Origin of the sequence: Nostoc edaphicum CCNP1411, assembly GCF_014023275.1 — a bacterium.
In the GTDB taxonomy this organism is placed as follows: Bacteria; Cyanobacteriota; Cyanobacteriia; order Cyanobacteriales; family Nostocaceae; genus Nostoc; species Nostoc edaphicum_A.
The window spans coordinates 65,302-89,962 of the sequence record NZ_CP054697.1; the positions used below are offsets into that span (position 1 = coordinate 65,302).

Here is a 24,661-nt window from a genome sequence, read left to right on the forward strand (position 1 = left end):
CCATCACTTGCATCAACAGGAAGATTAGCTAGGAATTAAGCCTTGATTAAGATAAGGTTATACAACAGAGCTTTCACTTGTATAAGTCCATTTTTCAGAGCTAACACCTTTAGGAGCGCTATTGCAGACCCCAGACCCTCCTGAAGTAGGAGACACAGTTTTGATTCTACGTCCTTTCTATGTAACTGGAAAAGTTGGGGTTGTTTGTGGTCGAGAGCCAGACTCAGATGGTCAATCAAGCATACGCTGGCTTAATTCTTGTAGATTCAGATGAGGAAAATATTCTAGTGTCACTCAGGCGCAATGAGTTTGAGGTGATTACCCCGAAGTTAGAATAACTTCAGGCTGTTGCCGATGGCTCCTCACCAATTCCCAGTTCCTTCTTACTATGCTTTAACTGTTTCCAAAGTCCCTTAATTTGCTGATAAGCATCTTCTGGGTCAAGCTTACCATTGCTTTCTAAACTGGTGATCATGCCAACTTTTTGAGCAAATTCTTGCAAGTTAGCATTAAACACTAAGTTTTCTGGTTTAACTTGTCCGTAGTAGCGACCACGAGGGTAAAGGAATTTATTTTTGTCTTCTCCCTGAGACTGGTTCATGACTTCACCTTTTTACTAATAAGTTTTCACGAATGATGTCAACCCAGTTGAAACTATCTCCTTAATCAATAGTTGTTGGGAAATATAGTTAGCGATCGCTGGAATTATGAGCCTTTTTTTAGTATGACTCATAGTCCAGAATCGTCAAATTGAGAGTCGAAATATTTCAGCAATTTAGGTTAACGGTTTCTGAGCTTGAATTTTGTCAAAAATAGCACCTTCACTAAAAAATTTCTGCCCAATACTCTTCCAGCCTCCTAAATCCTCAGCTTTCAACAGAGTTTTAATTTGAGGAAAATTGCTAGTCAGTTCTTTTGCGATCGTAGTATCAACAGGACGAAACCCTATTTTGGCAAATTCTCTTTGCACCTCTGGAGTGTAAAGATATTGAACGAATGCTTCTGCAACTTTTCGAGTAGCGTGTTGTTCAACATTTTTATCTACTATAGCAATAGGATTTTCAATAGAGATATTGACATTAGGGACAACATACGAAAACTTTTCGCCCTTTTGTTTTGATAAGATCATTTCATTTTCATAATTGAGTAAGGCATCACTCTGACCTTGTTTAAAGAACAATTCGCTGGCATTGTGAGCAGTCTTGGGCTGTAAGGGTACATTTTTATAGACCTTGGAAATAAAATCTAATGCCTGACTCTCATTATTGCTAGTTTTTGTAGCGAAACCCCACAAACCTAGGAAGTTCCAACGCGCACCACCAGATGTTTTCGGGTTGGCTGTTATCACACTCACACCGGGGCGTGCCAAATCTGACTAAGTTTTAATATTTTTGGGATTCCCCTCACGAGTAGCAATTGCGACTACAGATTGGGTAACAATTGCATTGTTTGGTGCTTCTTTTTCCCAACCCGGTTGAATGAAACCTGTCTGAACCAGTTTGTCAACATCAAGGGCTAGTGACAGGTGTATCACATCAGCCTCTAAACCATCAATCACATTTAGGGTTTGAGAACCAGACCCATCATAACTTTCAGTAAACTTCAGATTTTGGTTATGCTCTTTTTTCCATTTTTCTACAAATTGTGGAATAATTTGCTCGTATGCAGCCTTTGTCACTGAGTAAGAAACAAACGTTAGGTTTATATCACGCTCTGAAGTGGCGATTCTATTACCAGTGTTATCAACATTAGCCGAAGAACAAGCACCCATCACTATACTTAAGCTTACTCCCACCAAAAATAGAGATATAAACCCCCAGTTTCTTATAGCTTGCCAAGCTTTAACAGTACGAGTCTGAACTGGTTTAGTGATATATGTGTTTAACTTCCAAGTATGCTGCTCCTTATTTCTCAAAATTTTACTCCTCTATTAAATTCGGTAAGCCGAGAGATTTACTGTAGTTTAGAGGTATTATAAGATAGTTGAGATTCATTACATAACCTTTGGTTAACCTAAATTTAAACAAGTTGTATGTTGATTACGCATACAAAGAGGCTTAACGTTGCTAAAACAAGAGCCTTAGTGTTCGCGCTTCTTTAGGGCTGCGGCAGCAAAGGATGATTGTTAGCGTTCTGACTTTTAAATCTTCTGCAAAAGGTTTAAAGATTCAAGAATATGGATGATAAATTTATGTTAGCTGCTTTAGCTCAAAGCAGAAAAGCTTTACTAGAATGCTTACCTAACCCACCAGTAGGTTGTGTAATCGTCCATTCTGGCAAGATAGTAGCAGCAGGATATACGCATTCCCCCGGAAAACATCATGCTGAGGCTGATGCACTAACCCAAATTCAAGGTCAAGATTTGCAAAAATTGCAAATGTACGTTACTCTTGAACCTTGTTCTTTTCAGGGACGCACACCTTCTTGTGCTTTGGCGATCGCTAAAGATCCACGCATTCAGGAAATATATATCTCGATAGTTGATCCAGATCCTCGCAATAACGGTAAAGGATTAGATATTCTCAAAGAAGCAGGGAAAACAGTTCATGTCGGCTTATTTGCTGATGAAGTGAATGCTTTTCTTCAACGATATTTATTAAAGTGATGAATTACCAATTACGATATCGTTTCACTGCATACACATAATCTCTAAGCTGTAATCTTACTCACCCGTATTCTAACAGAATGCTCCAATTTTAATTTCTTAATTTTTTCGGCTTAACCCAAACGTATTGAGCTATACCCATTAAGATTGTCAGAGTGAAACTTATTATTACATATTACAGTAAATCCAACGATTTATCGTAGTTTAAGGTATAATTGTCTTTTCAATCAGTGTTACCAATTAATTTATGACCACTGTCTATGTTTATGATTTAGCTGATACATCGCTTGGAGATAATGTAATATTTTCTTACTTCAGCAAAAAAGTCCTTCATGAACTCTTGCATCAAGGACTACAGTTGATCAGATCATGAACAAACGACGAGACAATGTTCCTTTCGATCCTTACTACTTTGAAAAGCTCACATATCTAGGTGTGAACTTACTGCCCAGCGATACCTTCCGGCACATCTTCCAAACGAATCATTGGCGTGGAGCTAATTCAATTTCAGGGGAGGGTGCTAGTAGAAGACAAACACAACAGATTGAAGCTCAACTTCCAGCATTACTTAAAACATTACAAGTAGAGGTACTTCTCGATCTCCCCTGCGGAGATTTCAGTTGGATGCAGTTCATAGACTTACCTATTTCAAGTTACATCGGCGCAGATATTGTACCTGAACTGATTACTGAGAACCAGAAGCGTTACGGAAGTAAAAAGTGTCAGTTTCTGACATTGAATTTAACAAGTGATCCTCTACCAAGAGCAAACATATTGCTATGCCGAGATTGCTTTGTGCATCTTTCAATAGCAGACATTTTTTTAGCTCTCGATAATATTAAAAGTAGCCAAATTGGTTATCTACTAACAACTACCTTCCTCCATTGTGAAGACAACGATGATATCACGACAGGTGACTGGCGTTTACTAAATTTGGAAAAACAACCTTTTAATTTCCCTACACCTCTATTAGTGATACATGAACAATGTACTGAGGGAGGTGGCTTATATAAAGATAAGAGCTTGGGATTGTGGCAGGTGCAAGACATTACGTTGGTTTAGAGTGATAAATAGCGATCGCATCTGGGTGCAGACCATTTTAATTTACATTAGGCGTAAATTATAAACGCTACGCAGATTTAGCTGACTGTCACCTTAGCTTGCTGTTTCCACACCGCATCTGCATACAATGATGTGTCGAAGTCTGGCGAAATGTTACCGCTAGTGATCCGGGCTTCGTGTAATGACCAGTCAGCAAAGAATAAGTCGTGGCTGATGCGTGCCACTACTGCTGGCACATCGCGTCGGATACTAGGTACGTCACCGATGGGCAGACCGAAGCTTACGAAGCCAGCAGGATTGAACACATGGATGTCTTTCAGGTAGGGGGCATTGCCAGGTACTTTCTCTTGGTATTCATGGGCGCTGCCAAGGTAAGGGTGGGTGCTGAGTTGATCGTCACGCTGGTCGGCTGGGGCATCATAGCGATCGCGCCAGAGGGCGATATGATGTGCAAATTCGGCGAGTTCCGGCCGCTTTGTCGGGTCAACAAAGTAACCAGTACCAGCGATCGCAAAATCGAACTCGAAAACATCATCATTTACCTGAGCGACGATGCGATCGCCTTGATTGTGAGCAGATTTCCACGGTGCAGATAAGTGCAAGTGGAAGTTAGAAAACGCTATTACCCGCTCGATTGCGTCTGGTGGTGGCGTAGAACCAACCTGATTAAACCGCCAAGCTTGGAACCAGCGAGCTGCATCAGGTAGTTGCGGATAGTTATAGTAAGCGCCAGGATAACCTCGGAGGCGATTGACTGGTAGAGATGCGATCGCTGGCCGTCGTGCGAACAGGTGTACTGCCTTAGCGCCTGATTCCAATGCCACTCCTGCCGCATCAAAGGCCGAGGCCGCAGCACCCAGCACTGCTACTGTTTTGCCACGTAGGTTGTTGAAGTCGATTTTATCAGATGTATGTGCATATAAGGTGCGTGGCAGAGATGCTAATACAGGCGGTATATTTGGGCCACCAGTGCCAGCTACACCGTTGGCGAAGATAATTTTACGTGTGGTTTCCACCTGCGCCACACCGTTCACTTCTAAGTGTAGACGGAAGAAATCTGCGTCCGGCTCAATCCGCACCAACTTCGTCTGATACCGAACTGGAATGCCCAGAAAATGCCGATACCAACTGAGGTACTCAGCCCACGCCACTCGTGGAATGCGGTCAATCGCTGTGTATGCCTCAACACCGTGCCGCGCCTCATACCAAGCTTGAAATGATAGTGCCGGAATACCCAGTTCTGGCCCTGGCAGGTTTTTCGGTGTGCGTAGCTTTTTCATCCGCGCCCGCGTCAGCCACACGCCAGCATGAACTTCGTCAAGAGCCTCATCGATTACTGTCACGCGGCCAATGCCGGCACGCCGCAGGGCAAATGCGAAGGTGCTGCCACTGCCACTACCGCCTACTATCGTCACATTGTGGTCAATATCTGCGCGATCGCTCACCCAGTTTTCGGGATCGGGGCCGAGTAGGCGCAACGCCTCACGAGCGGCAAAATCGAGGTCAGTCGTTGTTGTCATGTCGGTATTTGAGGATGAAGTGAGATTTTATCGAGATTAGTGATACTGAAAAGCATAATATCATGAGAAGCTAATTATTAGTTTATCTAAGTATTAAGCTTTACAAATAAACAATTACTGACTGTTAGCAAAGTGGTGCTGATGTCACCCAAATACTTGAAAGAAACTACTACAGTGCGGCGTAAATAAGCAGACCATTAAATAGCCAAAACTTTGCCCTTATATGTCCACTTAAAAGGTTTAGCCATTGTTTGGTTAAAGTAGTCGATAAACTTGAGGATGCGATTTTTCAAATCATCCTGACTGACGAAACTGGCTCTTCTGAGTAACTTGCGAACCAAAATACTGAACCAAATCTCAATTTGATTGAGCCACGAGGAATGTTTAGGTGTGTAATGAAACACAATTCGGTGTGTTGGATCACTCAAGAAAGTAGTGCGGGATTTCATTGATTTGAGGATTCCACTTTCTCCCTTAATACCCAGGTCAATATTCAAACCTTCAATTTGTGCAACTAAACGAACCAGGGATTCAGACTGATGAGTGTTCAGGCAATCCATAATCAGATGCCATTTTTTGGCATCTGGGTCAGTTTCAATTGTTCGGCGAACATGAAGGGTAAAATCAACTTCTGTTCTTGTATCTGAACAAGTCGGCTGGACAATTTGACCAGTAGCAACATCGAAACTGGCAATTAAACTTTGTGTACCGTGACGGATGTACTCAAATTCCCTTATTTCAACTTTACCAGGTCGCATTGGTAAGTCTTTTTCTAAGCGTTCAGTGGCTTGAATACCTGTCATTTCATCAATGGATATTGTGCGCTCCCCGTGAGAATTATTCTGGCTCGTAGCACTATCTGTTGTGGCGTGTTGTGTCTGTTAATCAACTGTTGGACTTGATCACGCTCACCATCGCTTAAATTTAATATTTTAGGAGTTAATCTAGCCACATCCTCAGTCCTTGATACGCCCCCCAAACGGGTTTTAACCTGATTATTTATTCTCCCACCAATATGGTCTGTTTATTTACGCCGTGCTGTACTACCCTGTAAAGGTGTACTGCACATTGCAAATTAGTTGAAATTTTCTATTAATTTGAGTAGCTGATAACGCTTATTTTTATTTATTAGCGAGTGTCTTTAAAGAAAAACTTTTTAGTTTACTAAAAATCTCAAACCATTTTATTTCCTGCTTAATAGAACGCTCACTATCAGCAGATTCTTGTGGTGGTAATTCCCAAATATTTCGTATATCATGTTCTTCGCAATCTGTTAATTGGAGATGCTCTGGTAATTGAGACTGTTGCCCAAATAACCAAGGTACTCCATTTAATAATTCTCTTTCTATTCCATGAAACATATTTTTACCCTTATGAAAAATAAGGTGATTTTGACATTTAGCTTTTTACTTCTTGCTGCAATTATTGGCATTTGGCGATATCTTCGTTAAAACTATTGTCCCAAAGTTGTTTCACATCAACTTTTGTAGAAATTACACCCGCTTGAAAAAAGGTATCAGCAACCTTTTGCCCAGAAGCAATAGCTTCGTCAGAAACAGGAAGTAATTCTTGACGACGCTGTTGTTGTCCTTGCTGGGCATCCTGATAAACGATGCCTTCATCAACATCAATGGTAGTTGCATAATTCTTTGACCACTGCTTAAGATTAGATTCCCGCCAAGTTTGGGATTCCCGCAAACGACAGAGAAAATCAGCGATCGCAACTTTCTTTTGCGGATCGGCGATCGCATTGGGTGAAGCAATAATCACGAAGTTACCGCTCAAAATATCTTTTGCAGATTCCAGCACCCGCGCCCCTTCTTTTTCGGCTTGGGGGATGGAATAACCGTAGGTAGCCCAAGCATCAAGCTCACCTTTACGAAAAGCCGAAAGTCCATCAGGTATTGATAAAGGAATTGCATTGATATCCTTCATAGTCAGCCCGACTTTTTCCAACATCTTAATCAGGAAGTAGTGGGCAGTTGTGGCTTTAACGTAACCTATTTTCTTACCTTTAAAGTCAGCGATCGTTTTGGCAGTCGAGTTCTTGGGTACGAGTAGAACTTGACCAACCGTCGGCCCTTTGAGAGTGGCAATAATTTTTACAGATGCTTTCGATTCAATCGCAAAAATCGGCGGAATTTCACTAGCTGAGGCCAGGTCAATCGCATCAGCATTAATTGCCTGTACCATCAAATTACCCCCAGTAAACTCAGTAAATTGAGTTTTGTAAGGGAAATCATCTAGTCCAGCTAACTTTAAACTTAAGTCCCAGCCACCTTTATACTTAGCAACACGCAAATGAGTTGTATTCGATACTGCAATTTTAGATGGACTAGGATTAGCAGCGATCGTTACCGGACTCGTGGACTTAACCTCTGAGCAAGCTGTTGTTGCTATTAACAAGCAACCCAGAGAGAAGAAAAAATTCTGCCGCAGCCAATTGGTAGACACGTTAAGTTTTAGGTATAAAAAGACAATGAAGAAAAATAACCAATAACTACTCTAGTAAGTTTGGTTCTTCGCCCACAATTCGGTCATAGAGTGGCTGAAAGCTAAACCAACCGCCAGAATGGGTTCCTACTTGGTTATGAGTAAAAGTTGCTGTTTCGTGGTCAATGGGAAGTGGTTTGCCAGCTGCTTCTGCAAGTAGTTGGGCTTGAGCCGATCGCTCAAAAGAAATGTACCAAAAAGCAGCTTCGTCTACTGTCTGCCCCACCGTCAAAAAGCCATGATTCCTCAAAATAACAGCTTTTTTGTCTCCCAAAGATTCAGCAATTCTTTTACCCTCTGAAGTATCTAAAACTACTCCTTTATAGTCATCAAATAGAGCGTGATCTTGATAGAAAGCACAAGCATCTTGAGTTAGGGGATCAAGCAGGCGACCAAGACTTGACCAAGATTTACCATGCAGAGAATGAGCATGAGCAGCTGCAACTATATCAGGTCGCGCCTCATGAACCTGTGAATGAATCGCAAAAGCGGCGCGATTGACAGGAGCATTACCTTTGACAACTTCGCCTTCTCTATCGACCAAAATCAAGTCAGAAACTCGGATGTGACCAAAGTACTTGCCAAGGGGATTTACCCAAAAATGGTCGGTAAACTCAGGATCTCTGGCGGTGATGTGGCCTGCTGTTCCCTCACTAAAGCCAAAACGAGCAAACAACCGAAATGCAGCCGCAAGACGTTGTTTGCGGTGGAGTCGTTCTTCTTCAACTCGTTCAAAGACTGGCGGTTGTGGTCTAGTGAAATTTGGCATGATTTTCTCTTTCTTGTTTCACAGGTACATTAAGCTACGGTTGCTATTTGTCGTTCTTGTTGTTGTACTTGTTGACGTACCAAAGGAATCACATCTCGACCGTAGGCGATCGCATCTTCCACCGGGTCAAAACCGCGAATTAATAGTGTTGTCACTCCAGCTTTGTAGTAATCAAATAATGACTCTGCAACTTGTTCTGGAGTCCCTACCAAAGCAGTAGTATTACCACGAGCGCCAGTAGCAGCTGCGATCGGTGTCCATAAACGCTTATCATGAATTTCGCTTTCCTTAGCAAAATCCAATAACCGCAATGAACCAACAGCTTGAGGTCGCAAAGAAGCACCAGCAGATAATTGAATACCTGCTTTAGCACGGCTTTCATTGATGCGTGAGAGAATATAACGCGCCTTTTCCCATGCTTTTGCTTCTGTTTCGCCCAAAATCGGACGCAAGGAAACACTAAATCGTAAATCTTTTCCAGGCGGTGCTGCGGCTTTCACCTCTGCGATCCGTTGTTTAATAGCAGCTATGGGTTCTCCCCAAAACGCATATACATTACTGTGCTTTGCACCTACATCCACAGCAGCACCAGAAGCACCACCGAAATATATCGGAATATGTGGTTGCTGTAAAGGTTTAACTTCCGAAAATGCTTGTTTGAGTTGGTAAAACTCGCCTTGATAATCGAAAGGTTCTTCACTCGTCCAAACTCGCCGCACAATATCAAGATATTCATCGGTACGGCGATAGCGAGTATCATGATCGAGCCAATCACCATCGCGTTGTTGTTCGGCATCGCTTCCACCAGTAATGATATGCACTGCAACGCGACCATTAGAAAAGTGATCTAATGTGGCTAATTTGCGGGCGGCTAAAGTGGGAGCCACAAAACCCGGTCTATGTGCAAGTAAAAATTTGAGTCGTTCAGTTGCAGCAGCCACATAACTGACTACATTAAAGCCATCCGGCCCTGTAGAACTATAACCAACTAATACTCGATCAAAGCCACCATCTTCATGGACTTTTGCAAATTTGCGGACATAAGCTAAGTCTATACTTCCTCCCGTGAGAGATACAGTAGGGTCATGTAATTCAGACGCTTCTCGCGTACCAATCATGCCAATAAATTCCACAGACATATTAATTTTGCTCCAAATCTTTGTTATTTAAGTTTTTAGTGGTAGTTATTCTTTGCCTCTTTTGATCTTTCCTACCTAGCGGCGGTAGTTTCTAACGGACATACTGCCGTTGCAATATCTACTCGTTGCGGAATAATTTTTTGCTCTAGTAACCAGTCAGCTGTTTTCTGAAGCTTGGTGATATCTTCAGTATTAGGAAATACGTAAGACTCTGGGCCTCGATTTTTAGTAACTTGCTTGGCTACAGTATCAGAGATTTTTAGTTCTTTAACTAAAAAATCTGATGCAGCATTAGTATGTTGATTTAACCATTCACCATCCTCACTCAAAGCAGTGAGAGCAGCTTTCACTGCTACAGGATTTTCTTTAGCTGCATCACCACGAACAACCATAATGCTGTAGGTAGGAGCAGGGTGTTTAGTGGTAATTCTCCGTGCCTGATGCTCTAATTGGGCAATGGAAATATAAGGTTCCCAAACTGCCCACGCATCAACAGAACCTTGATATAGAGCAGGTGCAGCGTCATTCGGTGATAAATAAACTCGCTGGACTTTATATGAAGAAATATTTTCTTTTTCCAAAACTTTTAATAACAGATATTCGCCTGCACCACCTTGATTAACTGCAACTTTTTTACCAGAAATGTTGAATGCTGATACAAAACTTTACATAGATAGTTACACTAACTCTAAAAAGGCTAAATTAGTCAACATAACATCATCTCCTCAAACCAATGAACATAGCTGATTTTCTGACACATACAAGATTGCAAATAGCGGAATTTATCTAATAGTGTATGTCCCCATTGTGCGGGAATAGATAAAAGCTGTAAAATCAGATAAGCTATTAAACTAACGTAAATTTGTATGGTGATACCGTTGACGTTTTTGGTAATTAATTTGTCAAGTTTTAAGTGCATCTTTAAAAACTTCCACAAGAGTTCAACTCCCCAACGTAATCGATAAATATCCCTAATTTCATCATCATTAACAGCTGCATCTCCCGACTTTGGTAAATTAGTCACTAAGCGGAACTCAGTTTTCGTTTCTAAATCACAAAAATTAATGACTCTATAGGCAATAGCCTCATCAGATGCACCTACTTTGACTAATCCAGTTGCATCCTCAAATTCTAGTTTCCAATTGTTTTTAATCCGCAAAACAAAATATTTGTTTTCTTGTACCAATTCTTGAATGAATTTTAATCCCGCAAAGCCTCTATCCATTACCCCTACAGCATTAGTTGGGAGACTAGACATCATCTTGGAACCAAATTTATAATCATGATCATGTCCAAAATTGATCAAGTTATCTTCTGGGCTACCTGTAGCTAAATTCAAAGAACTAAAAAGTTTGACTTGATGATGACCCAAAACCCATAACAATTTACTTGTCAGGGTAATAATTGTTGAATCAATAGGACAAATAGCATATTTATCGTGTAATTTTTTTGTGAATTTTCTTCTGTACTAATTCATTTAATTTTTGGTAAATTCCTTGAAATTGTTTTTGGCTTCGATGTAAATTTGCTTTAGAAAAAGTAGAAATATCTACCTCAAATCCTGTATTGTTTAATCTCTTAAATAAATCTCGCATACTTGTTAAGCTATTATCCAGAGCATAGGATAGCCAGCACTCAAAGAATAGACGACTATTCAATACTGGATAATCATTTTTTGGCAGACTTTTCAAGATATCTTTGACAATTTTGGGAAATGAATTTATAATCACAATCAAACTAATATAGTTTAAGCCTTCGCCCAAAAATACCATATTTTGGGCTATTTTTATCGGATTTTTCTTACCGTTCAACACTTCTGCTTTTTTACCTACTAAATCAGTCGATTTCTGAATGGGAGAATCACCACGAACTAAGATGGCACTACTCAAAGAATCTGGACTAGGACGCTGTACAGAACCAATACAAAGAGGTTGTCCAGCAGCAATTCCAGAAATGGAAGGAATATCACCACAGCCGCCAATATCCGCTCGATTACCATTAAGAGAACTTAAAAGCGTAGCACAACGGTCAAATGGCCCACTCCATTCAACTTTAATATTTTGCGTTGCTAACTGACGCTCTAACTCACCTCGTTGACGCGCAATGGGAATAATCCCGCCTTTTTGGTAGCCCAAGCGAATTACATTGTTTTTCTCTGTAGTTTTGGTAGTGACAGTGTTTGAAGAGGAATCTGAGTTAGCTGTAGCATTGATAGCTGTTTGTTGATTGCAACTAGAAGCTATCAAACCAAGAAAAGATATTGCAACTGCAACGTTCTTACTGTTAGCACATTTTTGTTTATATTGAAAGCCGTGTTCTTTTAAATAATTCACCACAATTGAATCCTTAATATCAATTTTTAGGAGTTTAAGCAGTTATTTACTAGCATTATTCATAAAAGGTCTGTGCTGAAAGAAATTAGCATCAATAACCTTATCTCTCAAAGCTGTGTTGGGTTGTATCCAGTCATTAAAGGTAACAACTTGAATCTCTAAGCCTTCTTTTGCTGCTATATTGTTATTCACAAATTTCAAAATATCTTCAGAAAGTATACCAGTCACGCCAACTTTAATTACTTCTTTTTGCTCTTTTTGGCTAATTGTTTGCGTATTAGTAGAGTTTTGAGTAGATTGTTGACTACAACTAGCGAAGATTAAAGAGACAGTCAGGGAACCTAAAGCTGTTAAGAAAAATCTGCGTCTATTCATAACATTTGTAATTAGTATAAATTGTAAATGCTGAGTAAAATATTGCTTGTCTGCCTCCTTGCTTTCAATCAGCGTTTTCTCATCCGCTGTGCAATTAAATCACCAATAAATTGAATAATTTGTACTAGTGCAATCAAAACCACAATGGTAGAAAACATCACCCCTACATCGAAGCGTTGGTAGCCGTATTGAATTGCCAAATTACCTAATCCACCTCCACCCACAGCCCCAGCCATCGCGGAAGAGTTAAGTAAACTCACAATTAGAATCGTCATACCTAATATCAGTGAAGGCAAAGCTTCGGGAATCAGTACTTTGAGAACGATTTGCCAATAATTGCACCCCATTGCTTGGGCAGCTTCTATTAGTCCCTTATCAACTTCTAAAATGCTAGTTTCAGCGATGCGACCAAAAAATGGAATGGCGGCGAGAGTTAGGGGAACTAAAGCAGCTGTGCTACCGATAGAAGTGCCGACAATTAGGCGGGTGAGTGGTGTTAAAACCACAAGCAGAATAATAAAAGGAAATGAGCGTCCAGTATTGACGATCGCACCCAGCACTTTATGTACTTGGGGAAAATCTAGCAAGTTTCCGGGGCCTGTCATCACTAGCAACAAGCCCAAAGGTAAGCCTAATACTATTGCAACCAGGGTAGATATACCCACCATGTAAAAAGTTTCACTGGTGGCTAGCAACAAGCTTTGGAGTAATTCTTGTCCTTGCATTCACGCACCTCTTAACATAAGTTTTAGCGAATGGACTCAAATAAACTTTGCGTTCCTCTGCGCTTACCTCTGTGTTTAAAGTCTCAGTCCAGCCTGCTTCAGCAGTGGTAAAACGCGCTTACCGAAGAAATCCAGATCAGGCTCAAAATCATAAAAGGCAAGCTGGAACCCATCGACACCAGCCTTATTCAGTTGCAAAAGTTGTTCGGTAATTTGTTCGGGTGAACCGATTAGCTGCACATTACCGCCGATCGCACTGCCAACATCATGACGCAGATTTCCCTTCTTATGCCCCCTCCAGGCGTGTGCATCGCTGCTAACGCGAGAACGTCCAGCAATTGACTCATAATCGGCATGGTCGATTATTGCTTGAGCATATTCTTCTGCCTCTTTTTCCGTTTCCCGCACAACAATAAGCGGATTTAGGAGAGTGCGGACTTGTCTACCATTAGCGATCGCTGATTGTTTGACACGGGCTGTATGGGCGGGTAACGATGACAAAGCGCTTTCTATGTCACCGCCAGCCGGACTGGTGATAAATACGATATCAGAATGGCGACCCGCAAACTCAATGCCAGCATCTGAGCCAGTGGCGTTAACTAGGATGGGGCGACCATAAAGCGGGCGGGGACTGATGTAAGCATCCTTAAACTGCCAAGAACTCTGACTTTTATAAGAAAAATTCTCTGTTTCCGACCAGAGTCGTTTGAGGATGGTGACAAATTCATCAGCGAGTTCATAGCGGCGATCGTGTTCGATTTGGCTCCAGCCAAACAGTTCATGCTCATAAGCCCGGTGTCCGGTGACAACATTAATTCCCCAGCGACCTTTAGAAATGTGGTCAAGTGTCGCACCAAATTTAGCCAGATGGATGGGATGCCAAGGCCCGTAAAGAACATGAATTGTTGAGATTAATAGAATGCGTGAGGTAATGGCAGCAAGGGAAGCAGTAGCAATAAAGGCATCTAAACCTGCTTCTGTCCGAGTTGGCCCTTGTCCGCCCTTTGGCTGCCAGGTAGAATAGCCGAAAACAAGGTCAAAACCTAACTTCTCAGCTTTTTGGGTCAGTTTGGCATTGTAATCAAACGACCAGTCTGTAGTGCGCGGGAGGTTAGAAGAACTCCAACCACCGTGATGAATCGGTAAGAATAGCCCTAGCAGTACTGGTTGTCGGAGAGCTTGGGATAATGGGCTTTGGGGATAGTCTGTTGGAGAAGCGATCGCCTCTTTACTTGCTCTCAAAGAAGTAGTATCAATTGCACTCATAGTTCCTCTCAACGGTTTCGGTTGGCTGCAAGATCCCCGACTTCTAAATAAATACTCATAAAATGGTTTCTTGTAGGTTAGAAGTCAGGGATTTGAACAAAATTAGAAGAATCCTCGTTGCGGCAATGGTGTACCGTTGATTTCGTAGTCGCCGATCGCACGAGCCTTAAAATGATTTGGGTTGTGTGAGGATAAGGTACGGGCGTTGCGCCAGTGACGATCAAAGTTGGAGCTTTTCTTTGTTGTGGAAGCCCCACCAACTTCAAACAGCAAAGTGGCTGAACGTAGAGCCAAATCATCAACAATCAATTTGGCTTTGGCTGCACTCAGAGAAGTTGCCAGTGCCGCTGCCGTCTCTGCCTCTTCACCCTGAGCTTGGGCAGCAGGGAGGCGATCAAGACCATCAGCTGCTGCTAAAACGATCGCTTCGGCAGCAAAGGCATTGGCGGCAATCTGCCCGACAGTCTGCTGCAAGATTGGGTCATCTGAGGCTTGCTCGGATACAGCATGGTAGAAAGTCCGGGGTCGAGTACGGATTAGGTTTGTTGCATCGCGCAGAACGCTGCGAATAATGCCAGCATTGATTGCTGTTAAAAATAATTGCGGGACGATGTTGTATGGCAGGTTGTCTTTGTCTGTATCTGTCTCAAAAATTACTTCATCAGCCTCTACACGGACATTTTTAAATGTTGTCGTTCCAGTGCCTGTAAGCCGTTGACCAAAGCCGTCCCAGTCATCCACAAGGTCTATTACCTCGCGGTTGGTGGGAATGAGTATAAACGCTTTAGTGCCATCGGGTACTAGCACACGCACGAAAATCAAGTCTGCATAAAGGCTGCCAGTGCTGTAATACTTCGTCCCATTTAGACGATAGCCGTCGCCATCGGGTGTTAATTTTGTATTCGCGACTTGACCACCACCAGATCGCTTAACTTCCAGTTCGGTTGAAGCAAGTCCAATAATCGCGCCATCGACGACTGCCTTGAGCCAGCGACGATTCCTTTGGGTGCGCTCAGAACGCAAAATTCGCTCTGTAACAGAGAAATGATTCCGCACAATGTGAGCGACATTTGGATCGGCATCCCCTAAGCGAATCACGACCTCGAAGAGTTCGCGTGCGGTGCTACCACCACCACCTTCGGCAACGGGAATTCGCAATGCACCCAACCTGGAACGCCGGATCAATTCAACCACATTATAAGGAAGGATGCGATCGCGATCGCGCTCACTTGCCCCCAGTGCAATAAAATCAAAAAGCTGCTGAAGTTCTGGCGAATTTGCTCTCACAGGAGCCGAAAATTGAATTGTCGTATCTGCAAGTTTTTCTGGACTCTTAATCATTAGTTTCTATCTCCCAATATCTGATGAAAAATCTATGCTGGTGAATGGTAGGGCTATTGTTGCTTAAGGCTTGACATCTGTTGGAGTAAAAGCAGCATACTGTTCAGCAGAGAGAGTCGCATCCCTAACGTTGATGTTCTTTGTGATAAATTTCTGCTCATAGAACAAGTCAGCAATCGTCTGCTGTCCTGATAAAACTTCTTCACTAAGGGGTCTTAGAGTGTAACGCCGCCGCTTTGAAACTAATTCCAATGTGGGAACATCAATTTTTGCTTCAGGTGAAATTAGTTCGGCAACCTCTCTTGGGTTGGTTTCAGCCCATTTACCGATATTGTTAATCTCTTCCAAAATGGCTTTGACTAGCTCAGAGTTATCTTTTACAAACGTGCGCGAACCTAACCAGTAGCCTCCTTGGGTAGTAATATTTTTACCATCGCGGAGAATGCGAACCCTAGCAGTTTTTTGAAATACAGCCAAGTGAGGATCGCCAACAACAGCAGCTTCAACGCTCTTACGTTCAAATGCTGCACGAGTTTCTAATGGTGTAAGGTTAATGTGTTTAACATCACTAAGTTTTAGTCTGGCTTCTTTTAAAACCTTCACAACGAAGTACTGCTGTGCTGTGGCTCTTTGGAAAGCTAGTCCTTTACCTTTTAAATCAGCTACAGTCTTGATTGAAGAGTCTTTATCGACTACAACAGCAGTTCCTTCACCAGTACCAGGTTTAGTACTAGCAACATATACGAAAGGAACACCAGAAGCTTGAGCAAAGATAGGTGGAGTTTCACCAACAAAACCGAAATCCACACTTCCTACATTCATTGCTTCTAGAAGTTGCGGCCCGGCGGCAAATTTCGACCACTCTACAGAAATACCAAGTGGCTTTAAACGCTTCTCTAAAACTCCTTTAATCTTGACTATATCTCCAGCCGACTGATAGCCCATCCGTAATACTTTGGTCTTGATATTACTAGAGGCAACAGCGGTTTTCTCTGTAGTTTGTGAGCTACAACCAATTAGGCTTGTAGACATGGTAAATACTCCAGCTACTAATAACATGAAAAAGCTACCTTTTTTAAATATTGCTACCATGATGTATTACCAATTTCCTGGGGTTAAAATACAAGCTTTAATTACTACTAAGAACTGATTTTTAAATGATGTAAAAGTTAGAGAGCGGAAATTCTTTATTTTGCGATTAGAGTCCGCTTACAAACTGCCTAATCTGACAAAAACCAAAATCTACTGCAAATCTATCGTTTTGCAGTAGATTGTTAATTGCACGGAATATACCACAAGCTAATCTAAAAATCAAGAAGCAAGGATGACTGTGCTATTGATGCAAGTGGGCAAAATGAAATGAATGCTAGGTGTAATAACTAGCGATCGCTACTTAAACTAGACTAGTCTGAAAAAAGCGATTAGCAGGGCGCGCCAACCCCAGATTTTCGCGCAAGGTGTTACCCTCATACTCTTTGCGGAAGATTCCACGCCGTTGGAGTTCTGGCACAACCTTGTCCACAAAATCATTCAGCCCTTCAGGAAGAAAAGGAAACATGATGTTGAAACCGTCAGAGCCTTCCTCAATCAGCCATTGCTCCATCTCATCAGCGATGCTTTGGGGTGTGCCGACGAAGGCCAGTCCGCCGTAACTGCCAATGCGTTGCGCTAGTTGTCGAATAGTCAAGTTCTCACGTTGCGCTAAGGCTATTACTCTTTCTCGTGAAGAGTGACCAGCGTTAGTCGATGGGATTTCTGGCAAGGGGCCATCGGGATCAAAACCGGAAACGTCGTAGCCAAGCGCACTATTTAGGCTAGCGATCCCACTGTCATAATGTACTAGGCTATCTAAATGAAGACGCTTGGCGTATGCCTCGGCGACGGTTTCCCCCACGATGACTAAAGCACCTGGAAGGATTTTTATGCTGTCTGGGTCACGGCCAATTGCCCGCGCCCGTCCCTTAATGTCTGCAAATAAAGCTTTGCCAGCTTCCAGATTACCAGCAGGTGCAAACACAGCCTCGGCGGTTTCGGCAGCTAATTGCCGTCCGGCTTCGGATGCCCCTGCCTGAACGATTACTGGCCAGCCTTGGACAGGTCTGGCGATGTTCAATGGCCCTCGCACCGAAAGATATTTTCCCTGATGATTCAGAACGTGAAGCTTTGCAGGGTCGAAATAAATCCCTGCTTCCACGTCCCGAATGAAGGCATCATCAGCGAAGGAATCCCAAAGACCCGTGACAACATCATAAAATTCTCTAGCCCGCCGATAGCGTTCGTCATGCTCTATCTCTTCTTCTAAACCAAAGTTGAGCGCTGCGTCTGGATTGGCTGTAGTGACAATGTTCCAGCCAGTGCGACCGCCACTGATATGGTCGAGAGACGCAAAGCGGCGAGCGATGTGGTAAGGCTGGTCATAAGTCGTGGAAGCGGTGGCTACCAGCCCAATGTGTTCGGTGACGCTGGCAAGGGCAGAAAGTAGGGTGAAAGGTTCAAAGGACGTGACAGTATGGCTGCGCTTGAGCGCGTTGATTGGCATATTCAGCACCGCTAAGTGGTCAGCCATGAAGAATGCGTCAAACTTGCCTTGCTCTAGTTTCTGGATGAATTGTTTCAGCGCTGGGAAGTTGAAATTAGCGGCAGGCAAAGCCCCAGGATAGCGCCAAGCGCCTGTATGTATGCTTACCGGGCGCATAAAAGCACCTAGTTTTAATTGCTTCGATCTGCTCATCTTAAATGGGTTATTAGTGAATACAAGTCTTTAAGTATGGGAAAGACAGCCTATGTAATGGGCAATCGCTTTTGCAACTCAAGAGTCGCTAGTCACGATCGCGATCGCAAAGCCGTCGTAACCTTTACTACCCACAGTTTGGATCTCTGTAGCACTCACACGCGGTTCTGCTGCCAGTAGCTCGTTAAAGCGGCGTATCCCCTGCACACTACTATCACTACTAGCAGCATCGACCACCGCCCCATTACGGACAACATTATCAGCAATAATCAAGCTACCACGACGGGAAAGCTTCAGCGCCCAAGCCAAGTAATCGGGATTGCTTGGCTTGTCAGCATCAATAAAGATTAGGTCAAATGGAGCGTGTCCTTCGGTGGCGATCTGTGGCAATGTATCCAGCGCCCGTCCGAGGCGTATATCTACGAGGTTGGACAGACCAGCGTGTGCAATGTTACTACGGGCGATTTCGGCGTGCTTTGGGTTAGCCTCCAGCGAGATCAAGCGACCGTCAGCAGGTAGCGATCGCGCTAGCCAAATCGTGCTGTAACCGCCCAATGTACCAATCTCTAAGATGGTTTGCGCCTTCTGGATTTGCGCTAATAGCAACAGCAGTTTGCCCTGATTGGGTGACACATTCTGCGGTGGTAGCCCTGCATCAGCAGCAGTTTGCAGGGCTGTATCCAGGGCGAGGTCGGGCTGAACAAACAAGTCGGTGATATAGCGATCAACCGCAGTCCAATTTTCTTGGGTCATATACTAACTTCTTTTTTGTAAATTTCCTTCGCGTTTTGCTTTGGAGTATGTCGAACGCATCTACATACTTCAGCCTCGATCTTTAGTCTTTCAACAAGGCGGAGGTATGTCCCCACTGTCCAGTAAAGACAATTTCTTTCAACGGCTTGCGGACACGGGGAGCCAGTTCGCGATCGCGTAGTCCATCAGGGAGGCTTTGGGGATCGCCAGGATAACCAACTGTCACCACAGTTGCAGGCTCATAGTTTTCTGGAATTTGGTATATTTCTCTCGCGGTATCTCCATTAAACTCCGCTATTTGATGAACAAATAAACCTAGAGAAGTTGCCTGAAGGATCAGGTTTTCTAAAGCTAGTCCGACATCATGAAATGCGTGTCTGTTTGTTTTCTCGTCGTCAGTAAGGATTTTAGCGACTGCAAGTATCAGTACCGGAGCATTTTTCGCCCATCCTTGATTAAACTCCACCAAGGTACTAAGTAGACGATTGTATTCTGTTGAGTCATCTTTGGTGGCAACAATAAAGCTCCAAGGCTGATGATTGTAGGAAGAAGGTGCCCAACGAGCTGCTTCTAGCAATGAGAGTAGTTTATCCTGCTCAACTGAGCGATCGGCAAAAGCTCTAGGACTCCAACGACTCTGGATCAAGTCATGAACAGGGTATTGCGTTTGGGCAAGTTTCTGCGTCATTTTAATGAATTTCCTTATCGATACTCAGTAAGTTGTCAATTGAAGATAACTAGGATTAAGAAACGGAAACTTTTAGCCTTTTTTTAAAAAACTTAGCAAAGCTAACAATCTAGGCTTTCATTGATTTTTAGATGTAAATAGTGAGCCAGCATGAGCAATCCAGCATTGCAGGAGAGAAACAACTTTGTTGATTAATTGTATAATACGGTAAACTTATCGATTTATAGTACTATATTTCAGTGGCGATCGCTTCCTTTGATATATTGCTTGCATTTCTCCATGCCCATTGACTATTTAGCGTGAAGGATTAACCCGTGGTCAAACTAATTTTACCGATAGAACTTACTGCCGAGATTGAGCCACACTTACCATCGGATACAAAATTTGTGCGGGTAGATAGTGATGGTAATTTTGATGGTGATGCTAGTGATGCGGAAATTTATCTCAATGGGTTCAAATTAAAGCCAACCACTCTACATAAGGTGCTGGCGGTTGCTCCGGGAATACGTTGGCAACAAACTCCTAGTGCTGGTGTAAATCACATTTTGACACCGATTTTTCTCGAACACGATATTATTCTGACTAATGGCGCGGGGGTTCATGCAATTCCGATTTCGGAATTTGTCTTAAGTTTGATCCTCTATCACGCCAAACAGTTACGGCAATTGCAAGCAGATCACGATCAACGCAAATGGGAAAAAAGCTGGTTAGTACTACCAGAGTTAGCAAATTCAACTGTATTAATTCTTGGGACTGGAAACATAGGCCAGGCCATCGCAGCTCGTATTAAACCATTTGGGGCGAGAGTTTGGGGTGGTCGTCGTCGTCCTGAACCTCTACCAAATTTTGATAAAATCGTCGGTGCAGATGAATGGCACGCATTGTTGCCAGAGGTTGATTATATAATTGTGGCGACACCTCTAACACCAGAAACTAAAGCTTTAATTGATGAAACAGTACTGCGATCGCTACCCAGTCATGCTTATTTAATTAATGTCGGTCGCGGTGCAGTTGTAGATGAATCAGCATTAACTAAGGCTCTGACTGAAGGCTGGATTGCAGGTGCAGGATTAGACACAGTTTCTATTGAACCCTTACCGCCAGAAAGTCCTTTATGGTCATTACCTAACCTCTTTATTACGCCCCATACTTCCGCAATTTCCCCAGCATTAAAAGGACGCATTACAAACTTATTCCTTGATAACTTGGAGCGTTACCGAGGCAATAAGCCTTTACGGAATGTAGTCAATAAGGAAGCAGGCTACTAAACAAATTTATACAGCGATGATATGAATACAAAAACTTTTCAAGTCTCGGCAGCACAGAGTGTAATTACCACTGATGTCTTAGTTCTGGGTGGCGGGCCGGCTGGCACTTGGGCAGCACTTTCAGCAGCAAAGCAAGGTGCCCGTGTCATCCTAGCGGATAAGGGGTATTGCGGTACATCAGGGGCAACAGCACCATCCAATACTGGCGCATGGTATCTTCCCAAAGGTGCAGAACGTGATGCAGAAATTGAGCGTCGCCTGTCTCGCTCATCAGGACTTGCCGATCGCCGTTGGTTGCAGCGTGTGATTGAGCAGGCACAAATAGGTTTAGATGATTTAGGGGATAACGGCTATCCTTTTCCTTTTGATGAGCAGGGCAATCCCTACCGTGCTAACTTGCGTGGCCCAGATTATATGCGCTTCATGCGCCAAAGAGCGGGAGCAGCTGGTGTAAGCATTCTTGACCATCATCCCGCACTCGAACTACTTTGGGCCGATGGTACGATCGCAGGTGCAGCAGGTATTTATCCGCGCACTGGGAATCGCTGGGAAGTCAGAGCAGGTGCCGTTGTGCTGGCAACTGGCGGATGCGCTTTTCTGTCTCATGCACTAGGTTGCGATGGTAATACAGGTGATGGTTATCTTATGGCAGCAGAGGCAGGAGTCAGGCTATCTGGGATGGAATTTTCCTCGCAATATGGCTTATCACCCGCTCATACTTCTGTGACTAAGGGATTGACCTTTACCTTCGCCAGTTTTTATCTAGAGGATGGCTCTCCCTTACCGGAAACTGGGGAAGACCGAGCTGTACGTATTGCACGCCAGTTGCTTGCCGGTGAAAAAGTGTATGCCCTGATGAATCGCGGCAACCCTATCGAACATGAATGGTTGCGCCAGGGTCAACCTAACTGCTTTCTACCATTTGAGAGGATTGGTTTAGATCCATTCCAACAACCCTTCCCAGTGACACTACGCTCCGAAGGAACTGTTCGCGGCGTAGGTGGACTGGAAATCATCAACAATGATTGCGCGACAAAAGTGCCCGGACTTTATGCCGCAGGTGATGCCGCCTCTCGGGAAAATCTTACAGGGGCAGTTTCAGGAGGGGGAAGCCCTAATGCATCCTGGGCGATCGCTAGTGGGACTTGGAGTGGTCGCGCAGCAGCACTTTTTGCTGCCTCTTTAGGCGACAAAGCCGGGACACGCTTGGTTCGTGGTTTAGGTCAAGCAGGTTTGCGTCCCCGTAAACAGCCGCTAGAGGATGAGCTAATATCGGAAGCGATTAGTGCTGTTCAGGCTGAAGCCTTGCCGCTTGATGTTAATTTCTTTCGTTCTGGAGCGAGGATAGCGCTGTCACGTCAACGTTTGGATGCAGTATGGGCAGATATTAGCGATTATCTAGTAGGTGAAGGTCGCAATGCTCTACGCGCACGGGAAGCTGCGGCGATGGCGGCCACAGCTCGCTGGATCTGGGCAAGTGCGGATGCACGTAAAGAAAGTAGAGGAATGCACCGACGCACAGATTTTACAAAAACTGACGTGCAACAAACAAGAAGAATATTTACCAGTGGTATCGATGATGTTGTGGTTGTCGCCGCAGAAAATCAGTTGCAAGAGGTAGCGTAATGATTGAAATTGTTGATAGCGATCGCTGTATCGGCTGTGATATCTGCGTGAAAGTTTGTCCGCGCGATGTCTTTGATTCTGGAGACGATGGAATAGCCGTAATTGCTCGTAAATCAGATTGCCAGACTTGTTTTTTGTGCGAGTTGTATTGCCCTGTTGATGCGCTCTATGTCTCACCTTATGCCGAACTGGATGATGAGGTTGATACAGAACAGTTAATTACCCAAAACTTGCTGGGTAGTTACACCCGTAACATGGGTTGGCATCATGGCAAAATGGGAGGGACTGACAAAGATCCAACTCAACAACTTAGAATTTTGAACAGGGCAAGACAGGATAATGCAAGATTGAATGAAACTTGAAGAAGAATTCAGCTATTCTGAATTCAGGAGTCAGAATCAAGACGCTCTCTACGAGACGCTAAAAGCGAACGCAGACTCGCTTGCCGCCGGCGCTATCAGTGGGGGTCTGAATCCCCCACTGAATTGTTGCCCCACCAAATCTACGATTTGGTGGGGGTTTTAAGCCCGGTTATTCAGACGCGACTCGAAAATACTCGCTTGCCGCCGGCGCTATCCGCTTTTTCGGTCATAATTCATGCTGCTAGCGGAAGCGGGGCGTTTAGCCCATTCTGACTCCTGACTCCTGAATTCTGTTCGATAAGCAGCAGGGGTTTTAACCTCTTTCGCGGAATTCCCCACAAAGTTTACGTGGTGGCAAACTTTAGGCAAAAAGAGGTAAAATCAAGGTTTTTAACCCGCGTAGGCGGGTTTTGCCTGTGTAGCCGTGACTTCCAGCCGCCTGGTGCAAGATTACTCTATGGGCGATTTCCAGATGGGTGCTGATGCCCTAGTATAGGATGGGGTGTGTAAGGTTCTTCTAAAAATTTGCGCTCTTCATCAGAAAGCTCTAAATCCACTGCCTCCACAGCCTCTTTAAGATGTTCTATCTTACTAGCGCCAATTATCGGAGATGTTACACCTGGTTGATGCAATAGCCAAGCTAGGGCAATTTGTGTGGGTTTCACACCCCGTTTTCCGGCTAATTCAACTACGCGATCAACTACTTTAAAATCTGAATCTTGATAGTAGAGATTGTGAGCAAATTCGTCAGTTTTTGCCCGCAGTGTTTGGCCATCGTCTGACTTACTGCGATTCCCTGCTAAAAAGCCCCGCGCCAAGGGACTCCAAGGAATAATACCAATCCCTTGATCTAGGGCTAAGGGTATCACTTCTCGTTCTTCTTCCCGATAAACTAGGTTGTAGTGATTTTGAATTGATACAAAACGAGTCCAGCCGTGAATATCTGCTGTATAAAGGGCTTTAGCAAACTGCCATGCGTAAACACTAGAAATTCCTAAGTAACGGACTTTACCTGCTTTGACAATATCATGCAGTGCTTCTAGGGTTTCTTCGATTGGTGTTTCATAATCCCAACGATGAATTTGGTACAAGTCTACATAATCAGTTTGTAGCCGCCGCAAAGAAGCATCAATGCTGTCAAAAATATGTTTGCGAGATAGTCCTCGATCATTTGGGCCATCGCCGACTTTACCATGTACTTTGGTAGCAATAACAACCTGATCTCGTTTAGCAAAGTCTTTGAGCGCTCGTCCGACAATTTCTTCACTAGCGCCCAAGGAATAGACATCGGCGGTATCAAAGAAATTAATCCCCAATTCCAAAGCCAGTTTGATAAATGGACGACTTTCTTCTTCTTCTAATACCCATTCGCGCAATTTACGCGAACCATAAGTCATGGTGCCGAGGGTGACACGCGATACTTTGAGTCCAGTTTTGCCAAGATTTACATATTTCGTCATACTGTTTGCTCTCTTTTGTTGGGATACTTAATAATGTTGTGACGTTTTTACAGCCAGTTGAGACATCTCCAGAAATTAAATATGCCTTGTCTAGAAACCTTGTAGAGACGTAGCACTGCTACGTCTCTACATCTTTTTTGGAGAT

The 24,661-nt window shown here is 43.6% G+C and carries 23 protein-coding genes and 2 pseudogenes; 6 read left to right on the top strand and 19 right to left on the bottom strand.

All coding sequences use genetic code 11. The annotated features are described in order from the left end of the window. Positions 1–206: 206 nt before the first annotated feature. Positions 207–338 carry a hypothetical protein gene (locus HUN01_RS35920; RefSeq protein WP_257797971.1) on the top strand — a complete coding sequence of 44 codons (132 nt, stop codon included), beginning with the start codon at positions 207–209 and terminating at the stop codon, positions 336–338. Positions 339–340: 2 nt separating this feature from the next. On the opposite strand, the gene HUN01_RS01860 is transcribed toward HUN01_RS35920, so the two are convergent. Continuing rightward, positions 341–601: a DUF7219 family protein gene (locus tag HUN01_RS01860; RefSeq protein WP_181927413.1), complete on the bottom strand. Its 261-nt coding sequence runs from the start codon at positions 599–601 to the stop codon at positions 341–343. Positions 602–775: 174 nt separating this feature from the next. Further along, positions 776–1,873: pseudogene (locus HUN01_RS01865) on the bottom strand (sulfate ABC transporter substrate-binding protein). 303 nt (positions 1,874–2,176) lie between these two features. On the opposite strand from HUN01_RS01865, the gene HUN01_RS01870 reads away from it, so the two are divergent. Together HUN01_RS01870 and HUN01_RS01875 are read left to right on the top strand one after the other, a co-directional pair. Next, a complete protein-coding gene (locus HUN01_RS01870; RefSeq protein WP_238845440.1) occupies positions 2,177–2,605 on the top strand; it encodes a bifunctional diaminohydroxyphosphoribosylaminopyrimidine deaminase/5-amino-6-(5-phosphoribosylamino)uracil reductase RibD in 429 nt (142 codons plus the stop codon). 369 nt (positions 2,606–2,974) lie between these two features. Next, positions 2,975–3,667 (top strand): class I SAM-dependent methyltransferase, encoded by a 693-nt coding sequence (locus HUN01_RS01875; protein ID WP_181927414.1) that lies wholly within the window; start codon positions 2,975–2,977, stop codon positions 3,665–3,667. 77 nt (positions 3,668–3,744) lie between these two features. Here the strand turns inward: HUN01_RS01875 and HUN01_RS01880 are convergent, their stop codons facing one another. The 16 genes and pseudogenes from HUN01_RS01880 to HUN01_RS01955 all read right to left on the bottom strand — a co-directional run bounded on the left by HUN01_RS01880 (position 3,745) and on the right by HUN01_RS01955 (position 19,800). After that, a complete protein-coding gene (locus HUN01_RS01880; protein ID WP_181927415.1) occupies positions 3,745–5,187 on the bottom strand; it encodes an NAD(P)-binding domain-containing protein in 1,443 nt (480 codons plus the stop codon). A gap of 197 nt (positions 5,188–5,384) precedes the next feature. Beyond that, positions 5,385–6,005: a transposase gene (locus HUN01_RS01885; RefSeq protein ID WP_420832735.1), complete on the bottom strand. Its 621-nt coding sequence runs from the start codon at positions 6,003–6,005 to the stop codon at positions 5,385–5,387. Between the two features lie 303 nt (positions 6,006–6,308). Then, positions 6,309–6,548 carry a hypothetical protein gene (locus tag HUN01_RS01890; RefSeq protein WP_181927417.1) on the bottom strand — a complete coding sequence of 80 codons (240 nt, stop codon included), beginning with the start codon at positions 6,546–6,548 and terminating at the stop codon, positions 6,309–6,311. 61 nt (positions 6,549–6,609) lie between these two features. After that, entirely contained in the window at positions 6,610–7,641 is a 1,032-nt protein-coding gene (locus HUN01_RS01895; protein WP_238845442.1) for an ABC transporter substrate-binding protein, read from the bottom strand. 46 nt (positions 7,642–7,687) lie between these two features. Continuing rightward, the gene (locus HUN01_RS01900; RefSeq protein ID WP_181927418.1) at positions 7,688–8,449 is read right to left on the bottom strand and encodes a class II aldolase/adducin family protein; all 762 of its coding nucleotides are present in this window, start codon (positions 8,447–8,449) and stop codon (positions 7,688–7,690) included. A 29-nt stretch (positions 8,450–8,478) separates the two neighbouring features. Further along, a complete protein-coding gene (locus HUN01_RS01905; RefSeq protein WP_181927419.1) occupies positions 8,479–9,588 on the bottom strand; it encodes an LLM class flavin-dependent oxidoreductase in 1,110 nt (369 codons plus the stop codon). A gap of 71 nt (positions 9,589–9,659) precedes the next feature. Then, positions 9,660–10,232: an ABC transporter substrate-binding protein gene (locus HUN01_RS01910; protein ID WP_257797977.1), complete on the bottom strand. Its 573-nt coding sequence runs from the start codon at positions 10,230–10,232 to the stop codon at positions 9,660–9,662. A gap of 62 nt (positions 10,233–10,294) precedes the next feature. Beyond that, a pseudogene (locus tag HUN01_RS01915) lies at positions 10,295–11,318 on the bottom strand (IS4 family transposase). A 645-nt stretch (positions 11,319–11,963) separates the two neighbouring features. Next, positions 11,964–12,296: a MetQ/NlpA family ABC transporter substrate-binding protein gene (locus HUN01_RS01920; RefSeq protein ID WP_181927420.1), complete on the bottom strand. Its 333-nt coding sequence runs from the start codon at positions 12,294–12,296 to the stop codon at positions 11,964–11,966. Positions 12,297–12,364: 68 nt separating this feature from the next. Further along, on the bottom strand, positions 12,365–13,021 hold the full coding sequence (locus tag HUN01_RS01925; protein WP_181927421.1) for a methionine ABC transporter permease: 657 nt from the start codon (positions 13,019–13,021) through the stop codon (positions 12,365–12,367). A gap of 75 nt (positions 13,022–13,096) precedes the next feature. Beyond that, positions 13,097–14,287: an LLM class flavin-dependent oxidoreductase gene (locus tag HUN01_RS01930; protein WP_181927422.1), complete on the bottom strand. Its 1,191-nt coding sequence runs from the start codon at positions 14,285–14,287 to the stop codon at positions 13,097–13,099. 102 nt (positions 14,288–14,389) lie between these two features. Then, positions 14,390–15,628 carry an acyl-CoA dehydrogenase family protein gene (locus HUN01_RS01935; protein ID WP_181927423.1) on the bottom strand — a complete coding sequence of 413 codons (1,239 nt, stop codon included), beginning with the start codon at positions 15,626–15,628 and terminating at the stop codon, positions 14,390–14,392. Positions 15,629–15,691: 63 nt separating this feature from the next. Next, positions 15,692–16,720 (bottom strand): aliphatic sulfonate ABC transporter substrate-binding protein, encoded by a 1,029-nt coding sequence (locus HUN01_RS01940; protein WP_238845445.1) that lies wholly within the window; start codon positions 16,718–16,720, stop codon positions 15,692–15,694. Between the two features lie 301 nt (positions 16,721–17,021). Next, entirely contained in the window at positions 17,022–18,359 is a 1,338-nt protein-coding gene (locus HUN01_RS01945) for an LLM class flavin-dependent oxidoreductase (protein ID WP_181927424.1), read from the bottom strand. Between the two features lie 78 nt (positions 18,360–18,437). Continuing rightward, positions 18,438–19,112, bottom strand: a complete 675-nt coding sequence (locus tag HUN01_RS01950) for an O-methyltransferase (RefSeq protein WP_181927425.1) — start codon at positions 19,110–19,112, stop codon at positions 18,438–18,440. Between the two features lie 82 nt (positions 19,113–19,194). Beyond that, the gene (locus HUN01_RS01955) at positions 19,195–19,800 is read right to left on the bottom strand and encodes a nitroreductase family protein (protein WP_181927426.1); all 606 of its coding nucleotides are present in this window, start codon (positions 19,798–19,800) and stop codon (positions 19,195–19,197) included. A gap of 314 nt (positions 19,801–20,114) precedes the next feature. Between HUN01_RS01955 and HUN01_RS01960 the strand changes: the two genes are divergently transcribed. Genes HUN01_RS01960 through HUN01_RS01970 form a run of 3 tightly spaced genes read left to right on the top strand, consistent with a single transcriptional unit; the run spans position 20,115 to position 23,056 of the window. Next, entirely contained in the window at positions 20,115–21,068 is a 954-nt protein-coding gene (locus HUN01_RS01960; RefSeq protein WP_181927427.1) for a D-2-hydroxyacid dehydrogenase, read from the top strand. A gap of 21 nt (positions 21,069–21,089) precedes the next feature. Then, entirely contained in the window at positions 21,090–22,694 is a 1,605-nt protein-coding gene (locus HUN01_RS01965) for an FAD-dependent oxidoreductase (RefSeq protein WP_181927428.1), read from the top strand. Continuing rightward, positions 22,694–23,056, top strand: a complete 363-nt coding sequence (locus HUN01_RS01970) for a 4Fe-4S dicluster domain-containing protein (protein ID WP_069073978.1) — start codon at positions 22,694–22,696, stop codon at positions 23,054–23,056. The genes HUN01_RS01965 and HUN01_RS01970 overlap by 1 nt, the downstream gene beginning before the upstream one ends. A gap of 455 nt (positions 23,057–23,511) precedes the next feature. Here HUN01_RS01970 and HUN01_RS01975 read toward each other — a convergent pair whose 3' ends face one another. Beyond that, the gene (locus HUN01_RS01975; RefSeq protein WP_181927429.1) at positions 23,512–24,516 is read right to left on the bottom strand and encodes an aldo/keto reductase; all 1,005 of its coding nucleotides are present in this window, start codon (positions 24,514–24,516) and stop codon (positions 23,512–23,514) included. Positions 24,517–24,661 lie beyond the last annotated feature (145 nt).